The following is a 12,047-nucleotide window of genomic DNA, read 5'->3' as shown; positions in this document are numbered from 1 at the left end:
AAGTTTATTACGGATAGATGAAAATGAAAAAAAACCACAGAAATTTATTACATTTACATGTCATTATGATATCTCATTATTATCATTAGTTTTTATATAGTAGAATAGGGTGTGTGAGCCGAATGGGGTCACCACAGATAGAAAATAAATCAATACACTCTGCTTTGAGGTGAGCATATGAAAATAGCAATAAGCGGCGGCGGAACTGGCGGGCATATTTATCCAGCTCTTGCTCTCATAAGAGAAATACAAAAGGATATTAAAGATGCAGAGTTTTTATATATTGGAACAGAAAATGGTTTAGAAAGTAAACTTGTCCCAAGAGAAAATATTCCGTTTAAATCAATACATATTACTGGGTTCAAAAGAAAGCTATCATTAGAAAATGTAAAAACGATATTCCGTTTTTTAAAAGGTGTTAAAGACAGTAAAAAGATGCTCAAAGATTTTAAAGCTGATGTTGTAATCGGTACAGGAGGATACGTCTGCGGGCCAGTTGTATATGCTGCAGCAAAGCTAGGGATTCCTACCATCATTCATGAGCAAAATAGCGTACCTGGTTTAACAAATAAATTTCTAAGCAAATATGTGGATAGAATTGCTGTTTGCTTTGAAGAAGCAAGTAAATATTTTCCGCAAGAGAAAGTCGAGTTAACTGGAAATCCGCGTGCTTCAGAGGTTATTGGGAAAGATGGAATTAAAGGGCGTCTATCCGCTGGGTTAAAAACAAATATACCGGTCGTGTTAATCGTAGGCGGAAGCCGGGGTGCAAAACCGATTAATGAAGCAGTTCTGAAATCATTGGCTGAACTTGGTGAAAAGCCATATCAAATATTGTATGTGACTGGTGATGTACATTTTGATGAGGTTCAAAAAGAAGTAGAATTGATTGGAAATCCTGAAAATGTAATCATTAAACCCTTTATACATAATATGCCGGAAATTCTTGCAGGAACAGATTTAACTATTGCCAGGGCAGGAGCTACAACCCTCGCTGAATTAACTTCACTGGGCATTCCTAGTATTCTAATCCCTAGTCCTTATGTTACAAACAACCATCAGGAGAAGAATGCCAGATCATTAAGCGATCATGGAGCAGCTGAATTATTATTGGAAAAGGATCTGACAGGTAAAAAGCTTGTTGAGTTAATGGACCAAATCTTGATGGATGAAGTAAAGTTAAAGGACATGAAAAAATCCGCAAAGAAATTAGGGATTCCAGATGCGGCTAATCGACTTTATAGGCTAATGGAAGAACTCGCCCAGAAGAAGGGAAAGTAGCCTAAAAGAAATAACTGCATAAAATGATTTTAAAATAAATTTAGAATTGAATTAAAAAAGAAAGGGAGGTAAATATGAACGAATTAATTGACAAGCTAGATGAATTAAATATTGGAAAAATAAAAGAACAAGAGCCTTTAGCTAATCATACAACTATGAAAATAGGCGGACCAGCCGATTTGTTTATTGAGCCTTCATCTGTCGAAAATATAATAAAAACAGTTGAGCTCCTTCGCGAATATAATGTAGGATGGACAGCAATTGGAAGAGGTTCTAACTTGCTAATATCAGATTTAGGTATAGAGGGTGCAGTCATTAAGCTTGGATCAGGTTTGTCACATATGGAAATTAACGGATCAGAGCTAAAGGTTGGCGGGGGACATTCGGTCGTAAGTCTTTCTACACAAATAAGCAGAAAAGGCCTTTCCGGTCTTGAATTTGCAAGTGGGATTCCTGGTTCAGTCGGCGGGGCTGTTTATATGAACGCTGGGGCTCATGGTTCTGATATATCTAACATATTAACAAAAGCCCATATCCTTTTTGAAGATGGGAAGGTAGAGTGGCTATCCAATAAGGAAATGGAATTTTCCTATAGAACATCCGTTTTACAGAAAAAACGCCCTGGCATTGTCATGGAAGCCGTCTTTCAATTACAGCCCGGGGATCGAAATAAAATTTTTGAAGAAATGCAAAGAAATAAGGATTACCGGAAAGAAACACAGCCGTGGAATTTTCCTTGTGCAGGCAGTATTTTTAGAAATCCACTGCCCAATTATGCGGGTAAGCTAATTGAAGATTTGGGTTTAAAAGGCTTTTCTATCGGGGGAGCAAAAGTATCGGAAATGCATGGAAATTTCATTGTCAATACAGGGAATGCAAAAGCAGCTGATGTCCTGGCGTTGATCCAGCATATAAAAGATAAAGTTTATGAAAAATATACGACAAAAATAGAAACTGAAGTAGAAATAATCGGTCGAAAGTAACGGGAAATAATCCTTACTAGGGCTATTTATTATGATATAATTATACTCTAGGACTAAGGTCAGTATTCACTTAGGAAAGACGGCATGTCTATTCGTGCCGTTTGTTTTCTCATTTATATATTATAATGATGAAAAAGGACAAGCCTACCTTTTTATATTATGATTTATATGGGATAATTGGAAAAATTATGTGTGATACTTGAGGTGAATGATGTGGAAAAAGGAAAGGTTGTTTCTCTTGAGGACCGAATTCCAAAGCTTAAACAACAAAGGCGAAAAAAAGCTAATAAAAGACTTGTTTTTTTGCTATTGTTATTTTTCACGCTGATTTCTTTTATCATTTATTTCCAATCTCCATTAAGCCATATAAATAAAATCGAAGTTAATGGAAGCACCACGTACAGCCATGAGGAATTGATTTCTATGTCTGGCCTTTCCGAAAAAATAAATATTTGGAAAGTAAATGAAAAGGCTATAAAGAGCAAACTAGAAGACCTTCCAGAGATAAAATCAGCCAGCATTAAAGTGAATTTGCCTAATACCGTTAAAATAACAATAAATGAATATAAGCGTATCGCCTACATAATGAAAGATAAAAGCTATTTGCCGGTTCTTGAAAATGGGAAAGTTCTTAAAAAGAATAAAACTGCTGAAATCCCCGCAACAGCGCCTATACTCATTGGCTTTTCTGAAGGTAATGAACTTAATGGAATGATTAATGAGCTTGAAGTGCTCCCTGAGGTGGTATTAAATTCTATTTCTGAAATTCACCATACCCCAAAGAAAACAGATACATATCATCTGACTCTTTATATGAATGATGGATTTGAAGTAAGCGCGACAGTCAACAGCTTCTCTGAGAAAATGTCACACTACCCTTCAATTATTAGCCAATTGGACCCAAATAAAAAAGGCATTATTGATTTGGAAGTCGGCTCTTATTTCAAAGCGTATGAACAAGAGGGAGCTGAACAGATTGAAGAAGAAACTGAAAGTGACGGGTAACCATGTCATTTTTTCTCTTGTTTTTCTTGTTTTAGGCTATATCATTGCTTTTTCATATCATCAAACTCAAAGCGAAGACGACAATACAGCAATAACAGGAAAACAATGGGAAAGAGATTTAGAATTACGCAATCAATTAGTTCAATTAGAGGAAAAGAACCGCTCATTACAAAAAGAATTAAATGAAAAGCAAGAAAGTGTGCGTGAAATCGAGAAGGCGATGTCACAAGAGGCCCAAGTTTACTTCAATCTTGCTGAAGATGCAGAAAAGTATAGAATGTATTTAGGTAAGGTTAAAGTTAAAGGGCAAGGTGTTGAAGTAACGCTTGCAGATGGGAATTATAATCCAGATGAAGTGAATGTTAATAATTATATTGTTCATGAACACCATGTCTTTAAGGTGATAAATGAATTATATATATCTGGTGCTTCTGCTATCGCTATTAATGGACAAAGGCTAGCCCATAATTCATATATTCTCTGCAACGGTCCGGTTATAGAAGTTGACGGTTATCAGCATCCAGCACCCTTCGTCATTTCCGCTATTGGAGATGCGGATGTCCTAGCCTCAGCTTTGAATTTAACAGGCGGAGTAAAGGATTCATTAGTTAACGATAATATCTTATTTACTCTGGAAAAAAAAGCCGAGATGATAATGGATCCTTTGTTAGGAAGTTAATATAGCAATCTGTTGCATTGTTTCAAAAATCGTCCACATTTTTAAATTAGTTTGGAAAGTCAGGTGGTAAAAAACGTGGACAAATTCAAAAAAAATATAAATTTCACACTTATTACGATTGTCATTGGATTTATGGTGGCGATTCAATTTCGAACGGTAAAAGAACCAGTGGTGCGTGATACACGAGATACTTGGCAGCTTAGAGAAGATGTCATGAAGGAAAATGAGCTCCAGATCAAATTAATTCGTGAAGTTCGATCCAATGAAGAAAAGATTGCCAAGTATGAAACTGAACTTAAGCAAAGCAAAGAACAAATTCTAAGGGATACTCTCAGTGAACTAAAAGCAGAAGCAGGGTTAACAAAAGTGCAAGGAAATGGGATCATTTTAAATATTGAGCCGGTATATGAAGAACTTTTAGTTGGCAAGCCTGTAACAACTGTTTCGCCAGATTTATTAAAAAGACTGATTAATGAATTAAATATGTATAATGCGATGCACATATCCATTGATGGTCAGCGGCTCATTAACACAACGGTCATCAGGGATATTAACGGAGAAACGAAGGTTGACGGGCATTCCCTAAATCGATTGCCAATCGAGATTAAGGTAATTGCTGAAGATGCAAAATCTGCTGACAAATTGTTTAAAAGGATGCAAGTATCAAAATCTGCTGATGAATTTTTTATTGATAATCTAAGGGTGAAAGTTCATAAGCCGGAGGGAATTGTTACAATACCCGCGTATGAAAATACAATAAGGATAAGAGATATGGAACCAGTGAACACAGACAAAGGAGGCAATTCATAAGATGTGGCTTCCTTTATTAGGATTAATATTAGGTGTTATTCTAGGTTTATTTACCGAAATAAAAATTCCAGAGGAGTATTCTAATTATTTATCTATTGCGGTGCTTGCAGCATTGGATACATTATTCGGAGGAATACGTGCTCAGCTTCAAAACATATACGATGAAAAGGTTTTTGTTTCTGGTTTCTTTTTTAATATTTTGCTTGCTGCAAGTTTGGCTTTTCTAGGTGTTCATCTTGGTGTAGACTTATATTTAGCGGCAGTATTTGCATTTGGAGTTAGGTTATTCCAAAATATTGCGGTGATAAGAAGAATATTATTGACAAAATGGTCTGTAAGCCGTGAAAAAACTGAAAAAAATTAATTTTTATAAAGGGAAATTGCTAGTTTTGCCGAATTATTTAATAATAACATTAGCAAATTAAATTTTAGAATAAAGCGGGAATAGCAAAAGGAGGTGCCATAGAATGAACAACAATGAAATATATGTAAGTCTTGACATCGGTACATCCAGCGTAAAAGTTATCATAGGGGAAATGGTCAATGACTCTTTAAATATTATTGGTGTCGGCAGTGTGCAATCTGAAGGTTTAAGAAAGGGTGCCATTGTTGATATAGATGAAACGGTTCATTCAATTAGGAAGGCAATTGAACAGGCTGAAAGAATGATAGGAATGGAAATTACAAGTGTGATAGTTGGCATCACTGGCAACCATGTTATGCTGCAGCCATGTCATGGAGTAGTTGCAGTTTCAAGTGAAAACAGAGAAATTTCTGATGAAGATGTAGCCAGAGTTATTGATGCAGCCCAAGTAGTTTCTATTCCGCCGGAAAGAGATATAATCGATGTCATACCGAAACAATTTATTGTTGATGGTTTAGATGAAATTAGTGATCCGCGTGGAATGATTGGGGTACGCCTTGAAATGGAGGGCACCATTATTACTGGATCCAAGACCATTTTACATAATTCATTACGTTGTGTTGAACGTGCAGGTCTTGAAATACTTGATATTACACTTCAGCCTTTGGCAGCTGGTGCTTACGCATTATCAAAGGATGAGAAGAATCTCGGAGTGGCCCTAGTGGATATTGGCGGCGGTTCAACAACAATAGCCATATTTGAACAAGGGAATTTAAAAGCTGCAAGTGTTCTTCCAGTAGGGGGAGACCATATCACAAAAGATCTATCAATCGGTCTACGCACATCAACAGAGGATGCTGAAAAGATAAAAACGAAGTATGGGTATGCTTTCTATGACCATGCGTCGGAAGAAGAGGTTTTCAGTGTACCGATAATTGGGAGTGACCAGCACCAGCAATTTAATCAGCTGGAAATTTCTGATATCATTGAAGCACGAATGGAAGAAATCTTCGATATGATTCAAAATGAGGCAAGAAGGTTAGGTTCTCAAGACTTGCCTGGAGGATTCGTTCTTACAGGTGGAGTAGCTAACACTCAAGGAATCCTTGAATTAGCCCAAGTCATTTTTCAAAATCGGGTCCGAATCGCCATACCAGATTATATCGGTGTAAGGGAGCCCCAATTTACGACTGCTGTAGGACTTATTAAATTTGCATATAAAAATGCGAAGATTCAAGGCAGAAAAATGGCAATGGGCGGAGCACCCGTCCACGTACCAGAAGTTAAAGAAAAGCGTGTTCCAAAACAACCGCAACCAAAAAAGCCGGAAAAACAACCGGAAGAAAAAATTACATCAAGAGTGAAGAAGTTCCTCGGATACTTTTTTGAATAGCTATTTTAAAAGGGTGTTCTCTGGGATATCGTCGAATTAGGAGGATTTGTCATGTTGGAATTTGATACTAATTTAGATTCATTGGCAACGATTAAAGTCATCGGCGTTGGCGGCGGTGGAAACAACGCGGTTAACCGTATGATTGAACATGGTGTACAAGGTGTAGAATTTATTGCAGTTAACACGGATGCTCAAGCTTTAAATTTATCTAAGGCAGAAGTGAAAATGCAAATTGGCGGAAAGCTTACTCGTGGACTTGGTGCAGGTGCTAACCCTGAGGTCGGTAAGAAGGCTGCAGAAGAGAGCAAAGAGCAGATTGAAGAAGCTCTTAGAGGGGCAGATATGGTTTTCGTTACTGCCGGTATGGGTGGTGGAACAGGAACGGGAGCTGCGCCTGTAATCGCTCAAATTGCGAGAGATCTTGGTGCATTAACTGTTGGTGTTGTTACACGTCCGTTTACCTTTGAAGGACGAAAGCGTTCTACACAAGCTGCAGGCGGTATTGCTTCTATGAAGGAAGCTGTTGACACATTGATTGTCATTCCTAATGATCGTTTATTAGAAATCGTTGATAAGAGTACGCCGATGCTTGAAGCTTTCCGTGAGGCTGATAATGTACTACGTCAAGGTGTACAAGGTATCTCTGACTTAATCGCAGTGCCTGGACTAATTAACCTTGACTTTGCGGATGTAAAAACAATTATGTCCAGCAAAGGTTCAGCATTAATGGGAATTGGTGTTGCTGCCGGAGAGAACCGTGCTGCTGAGGCTGCGAAGAAAGCCATCTCCTCTCCGTTATTAGAAACATCTATTGATGGCGCTCAAGGTGTATTAATGAACATTACTGGTGGAACGAATTTAAGCCTTTATGAGGTTCAGGAAGCAGCAGATATTGTTGCAACTGCATCTGACCAGGATGTTAATATGATTTTTGGATCTGTTATTAATGAAAACTTAAATGATGAGATTGTCGTTACGGTTATTGCAACTGGCTTTAATGAAGAAATTGCCCATCCAAAACCGACTGCTAGGCCAACTTTTGGACAGCCAAAACCTGCAATCACTCCAGTAAAACGTGAACAAAAAAGAGAAGAAGTTTCTCATGAACCAGTTAGAAATAACTATGCTCAACAAACTGATGATGCATTAGACATCCCAACATTTTTAAGAAATAGAAATCGTAGAAGATAAATGTATGTCAATGAATAAAGGCATGACCTCTGTTGGAGAGAGGTCATGCCTTTTCTATGTGAAAACTAAATTGTCGTTGGATTCATTGAACAAGCCTTGATGTACGTAGTAATCACTAGCGCAGAGAAATGAAGCCAACGACTATATTGTTTATTTTCTTATACTGTTTGCGGTTCCTTTAATTCCATGGCCGGTCCAAAGAATTCATAGCGGATATTTTCCTTTTTGATGCCTGCTTCCATTAATGCTTCATACATAACTTGCATAAAGCCGACCGGACCGCACATATAGACAATAGCCTCTTTATCATTGATAACTTTATTTAACCAATCAGACGTAATATAGCCTTCCTTACTATAGATCCCATTTTCTTTGTCAAAAGCGGTAGGTTTTTCATAGCAGTAATAGCTTCTTACTAATTCATTTTTCTCGGTTATTTGCTTGACTTCATCGACGAACGCATGAACATTTCCATTGATAGCCGCATGGATAAAAGTAGTTTCTTGTTGTTTATCAGCTAGGTTATGGAGCATGCAAAGCATTGGTGTGATGCCGACCCCGCCGCTAAGTAGAACGATTGGACTTATTTGTTGCTCCTCTAATACAAAATCACCAGCAGGCGCACTGATTTCAATGATGTCGCCAACCTTGGCATTATTGTGCAAATAAGTTGAGACGATTCCAGCCTCTTTATTTCCAACTGCATCCTCTCTCTTAACTGATATGCGATAGAATGACTTATCTTGTGATTGAGAAAGGCTGTATTGACGAATATGTGTGTTTTTTTCGTTAGGTATACTAGTTAATTTAACACTAATGTATTGACCTGGAATAAAATCAGCGATTGGGCCGCCATCGACTGGCGTAAAGTAAAAGGAAGTAATAACATCACTTTCCTTAATGATTTTTTCAATTTTAAAGTCTCTGAACAGCTCCCAGCCGCCTTGCTGTTTGCCCGCCTTATCATACATATCCTTTTCTACATTAATAAATGCATCGGCAATAACGCCATAGGCTTTTTCCCAGGCACCAATGATTTCATCTGTAGCAGCCTCACCTAATACTTCCTTTATAGCTAATAGCAAATGTTTACCTACTATTGGGTACTGCTCTGGCAATATCCCTAAAGATCTGTGTTTGTGGGCTATTTGTTTTACAGCAGGTACAATCACCTCTAATTGATCGATATATTTCGCGGCGGCATAGACAGTATTTGCAAGTGCTTTTTGCTGTCTTCCTTGTTTTTGATTCGCGTGATTAAAAACATTTAATAATTCTGGGTGATTGCCGAACATTAATTCATAGAATTTTTTTGTAATTTCTTCTCCATGCTGTTCAAGAACTGGAACTGTACTCTTAATAATGTCAATTGTTTTTTGATCTAACATTCTGAAAATCCCCTTTACTCTATTTTCAACGTCATTATAGTGAAATAAAGTATTCGAAAGTGTGATTTGAATCACACTTTTTTGGGTCAAAAGTGTCTAATCTGTGAAAAGCTAAATATTGACAAAATCCGAAAGGAATAGTGGAAATTTCTATCTTTTTGATTACAGAAAGTGACACACTTTATCTTATAGGGTACGTTATACTTTTTTTAAAAGATTACTAGGTGTCATATTTTTGTTCCTACCAATCTATAAGGAGGAAGAAGATTGGAGGTTTATTTAGATATTATTTGGGCTTTAAATTTTTTATTTGATAGCCTGCTGCTTTACTTAACTGCTGTAATCTTAAAAAGGGATATAAGGCTTTGGAGGCTTTTTACAGGGGGACTAATTGGATCAGCCATCATATTATTATCCCTTACTCCATTGAACATGTTATCATCACATCCTTTTGCTAAATTGTTATTCTCTATTTTCATGATTTTAACCGTCTTTGGATTTAAAAGATTTCGCTACTTTATTAATGGATTGATGACATTTTATTTAATGACATTTTTAATTGGCGGAACGCTGATCGGTGTGCATTATTTTATCAAATTTGACTTTCAGCTTTCCTCATCAGTCATGCTTGCAAGTGTTAAAGGATTTGGGGATCCAATCAGCTGGGTATTTGTATTAATTGGTTTTCCATTGGCCTGGCATTTTTCTAAACGAAATATGGATCGAATTGAAATGACAAAAATTCAATACGATACATTAATTAAGGTCATTGTTTCAATAAATGGTGAAATATTCAGGTTTAAAGGTCTAATTGATAGCGGGAACCAGCTTTATGATCCAATTACTAAAATGCCTGTCATGTTTATTTCACTAAAAAACAGGGTTGAGGAATTTCCAGAGGATATAGTGAAAATGGCTCAAAGCCCAGAAAATATCATTCTAGGCGAGGAATTGATCTCTCCTGATTGGGAATACAGAATGAGAATTGTTCCGTACAAAGTAGTTGGACAAGAGCACAAGTTAATTATTGCTATTAAGCCTGATTTTATCGTATTAGAAAAGGAAAATGATTTAATGAAGGTTGAAAAAGGTCTTATTTCTTTTTCAATGCAGCAGCTGTCTTCAGATGATGCTTTTCAATGCATTGTACATCCTAAGATGCTCACGACTACAACAAAGGTGAATCCAGAGGCATATGCAAAGCATGCATAGCAACACATTTCTATTTAGAAGGAGGATATTTCATGAAACGGTTAAAACTTCGCTTATCATACTATTGGTATAAATTATTAATGAAGCTTGGACTTAAAACGGATGAAGTCTATTATATTGGTGGAAGCGAAGCATTACCCCCTCCGCTTAGTAAAGAAGAAGAGGAACTATTATTAGAAAAGCTTCCGCATGGTGATAAGGCAGCAAGATCGATCTTAATTGAAAGAAATTTAAGGCTAGTTGTTTATATAGCTAGGAAATTTGAAAATACGGGCATCAATATTGAGGATTTAATTAGTATCGGCACCATTGGCCTTATTAAGGCTGTTAACACCTTTAATCCCGAAAAGAAAATAAAGCTTGCTACATATGCTTCACGGTGTATAGAAAATGAGATTTTAATGTATCTAAGAAGGAATAATAAAATTCGTTCAGAGGTTTCCTTTGATGAGCCATTAAATATTGATTGGGATGGAAATGAGCTGCTTTTATCAGATGTCTTGGGTACAGAGGAAGATATTATTACAAAGGACCTTGAAGCAAATGTAGATAAGAAACTCTTATCAAAAGCATTGCATCAATTATCTGATAGAGAAAAGCAAATTATGGAACTGCGGTTTGGGCTCGGAACAGGGGAAGAGAAGACACAAAAGGATGTAGCTGACATGCTGGGCATTTCGCAATCGTATATTTCAAGATTAGAAAAGCGAATTATTAAGCGGCTGAAAAAAGAATTTAATAAAATGGTATAGAGCTGTAAAATTATTATTCCGAAAAAATTATTTTTATAAAAAAATATAGGATGAAAGCTTGAATCCATCGTCTTTTTCTAAATTATGTATTTATAGTCAAACATAAGCCCGTGCATATTTTTCCTCCTCAAGGAAATACTGTTTTTTGTACAGCAGCTCCTGTGAGGAGGGAAAGAATTGACTCGAAATAAAGTAGAAATTTGCGGTGTTGATACATCAAAGCTTCCAGTTTTGAAAAACGAAGAAATGAGAGAGCTCTTCAAGCAAATGCATAAGGGGGATATAACCGCACGGGAGAAACTCGTTAACGGTAATTTACGCCTAGTTCTCAGCGTGATCCAGCGTTTTAATAACAGGGGTGAATTTGTTGATGACCTATTCCAGGTCGGCTGTATCGGTCTAATGAAGTCTATTGATAATTTTGATTTAAGTCAAAACGTTAAGTTTTCCACCTATGCTGTTCCCATGATAATAGGCGAAATTAGAAGATATTTGCGTGATAATAATCCGATACGCGTTTCTCGTTCACTAAGGGATATTGCTTACAAGGCATTGCAAGTCAGAGAGCGATTAATGAGTAAAACATCGAGGGAGCCGACAGCAGTAGAAATTGCGAAGGAGCTTGATGTGCCGCATGAGGAAATTGTATTTGCTTTAGATGCAATTCAAGACCCTGTGTCCTTGTTTGAACCCATTTATAATGATGGGGGAGATCCCATTTATGTGGTGGATCAATTGAGTGATGAGAAGAGTAAGGATATTCAATGGATTGAGGAAATAGCGTTAAAAGAAGGAATGAGAAGGTTAAACGATCGGGAAAAGCTAATTCTCCGAAAACGTTTTTTTCAAGGAAAAACTCAAATGGAAGTTGCTGAAGAAATCGGCATCTCTCAGGCACAAGTTTCAAGACTTGAGAAAGCTGCCATCAAACAAATGAATAAAAATATTCAAAGCTAAGCTGCCGTTTTGGCAGCTTATTCTTTTTTCTA

General features: G+C 36.9%; 12 protein-coding genes. 11 read left to right on the top strand and 1 reads right to left on the bottom strand.

Annotated features, from left to right (window positions below; genetic code table 11):
• The first annotated feature begins 177 nt into the window (after positions 1–177).
• The 8 genes from murG to ftsZ all read left to right on the top strand — a co-directional run bounded on the left by murG (position 178) and on the right by ftsZ (position 7,706).
• Entirely contained in the window at positions 178–1,281 is a 1,104-nt protein-coding gene (gene murG, locus AR328_RS02875) for an undecaprenyldiphospho-muramoylpentapeptide beta-N-acetylglucosaminyltransferase (protein ID WP_066289380.1), read from the top strand.
• A 74-nt stretch (positions 1,282–1,355) separates the two neighbouring features.
• Positions 1,356–2,264 (top strand): UDP-N-acetylmuramate dehydrogenase, encoded by a 909-nt coding sequence (gene murB / locus AR328_RS02870; RefSeq protein WP_066289378.1) that lies wholly within the window; start codon positions 1,356–1,358, stop codon positions 2,262–2,264.
• Between the two features lie 213 nt (positions 2,265–2,477).
• Positions 2,478–3,269, top strand: a complete 792-nt coding sequence (locus AR328_RS02865; RefSeq protein WP_066289371.1) for a cell division protein FtsQ/DivIB — start codon at positions 2,478–2,480, stop codon at positions 3,267–3,269.
• Positions 3,217–3,948, top strand: a complete 732-nt coding sequence (locus tag AR328_RS02860; protein ID WP_066289369.1) for a DUF881 domain-containing protein — start codon at positions 3,217–3,219, stop codon at positions 3,946–3,948. The genes AR328_RS02865 and AR328_RS02860 overlap by 53 nt, the downstream gene beginning before the upstream one ends.
• A 75-nt stretch (positions 3,949–4,023) precedes the next feature.
• Complete coding sequence (locus AR328_RS02855; RefSeq protein ID WP_066289362.1) at positions 4,024–4,758, top strand: DUF881 domain-containing protein; 735 nt, start codon at positions 4,024–4,026, stop codon at positions 4,756–4,758.
• Position 4,759: 1 nt separating this feature from the next.
• Positions 4,760–5,122: a small basic family protein gene (locus tag AR328_RS02850; protein WP_066289356.1), complete on the top strand. Its 363-nt coding sequence runs from the start codon at positions 4,760–4,762 to the stop codon at positions 5,120–5,122.
• Positions 5,123–5,225: 103 nt separating this feature from the next.
• On the top strand, positions 5,226–6,515 hold the full coding sequence (gene ftsA, locus AR328_RS02845) for a cell division protein FtsA (protein ID WP_066289353.1): 1,290 nt from the start codon (positions 5,226–5,228) through the stop codon (positions 6,513–6,515).
• 51 nt (positions 6,516–6,566) lie between these two features.
• Positions 6,567–7,706: a cell division protein FtsZ gene (gene ftsZ, locus AR328_RS02840; protein ID WP_066289346.1), complete on the top strand. Its 1,140-nt coding sequence runs from the start codon at positions 6,567–6,569 to the stop codon at positions 7,704–7,706.
• A 158-nt stretch (positions 7,707–7,864) separates the two neighbouring features.
• Here the strand turns inward: ftsZ and hmpA are convergent, their stop codons facing one another.
• On the bottom strand, positions 7,865–9,094 hold the full coding sequence (hmpA, locus tag AR328_RS02835; protein ID WP_066289340.1) for an NO-inducible flavohemoprotein: 1,230 nt from the start codon (positions 9,092–9,094) through the stop codon (positions 7,865–7,867).
• A gap of 267 nt (positions 9,095–9,361) precedes the next feature.
• Here hmpA and spoIIGA point away from each other — a divergent pair, with 267 nt between their 5' ends.
• From spoIIGA to sigG, 3 genes are all read left to right on the top strand, one after another.
• Positions 9,362–10,306, top strand: coding sequence for a sigma-E processing peptidase SpoIIGA (spoIIGA, locus tag AR328_RS02830; protein ID WP_066289335.1), 945 nt, complete (start codon positions 9,362–9,364; stop codon positions 10,304–10,306).
• A gap of 32 nt (positions 10,307–10,338) precedes the next feature.
• Complete coding sequence (sigE, locus tag AR328_RS02825; RefSeq protein ID WP_066289331.1) at positions 10,339–11,058, top strand: RNA polymerase sporulation sigma factor SigE; 720 nt, start codon at positions 10,339–10,341, stop codon at positions 11,056–11,058.
• Positions 11,059–11,235: 177 nt separating this feature from the next.
• Positions 11,236–12,015, top strand: a complete 780-nt coding sequence (sigG, locus tag AR328_RS02820) for an RNA polymerase sporulation sigma factor SigG (RefSeq protein WP_066289326.1) — start codon at positions 11,236–11,238, stop codon at positions 12,013–12,015.
• Positions 12,016–12,047: the final 32 nt, after the last annotated feature.

The sequence above is a fragment of the Bacillus sp. FJAT-29937 genome (assembly GCF_001509555.1).
GTDB lineage: Bacteria > Bacillota > Bacilli > Bacillales > Cytobacillaceae > Cytobacillus.
Note: the sequence above shows the minus strand (reverse complement) of the source record. Positions and strands in the feature narration are given on the sequence as shown.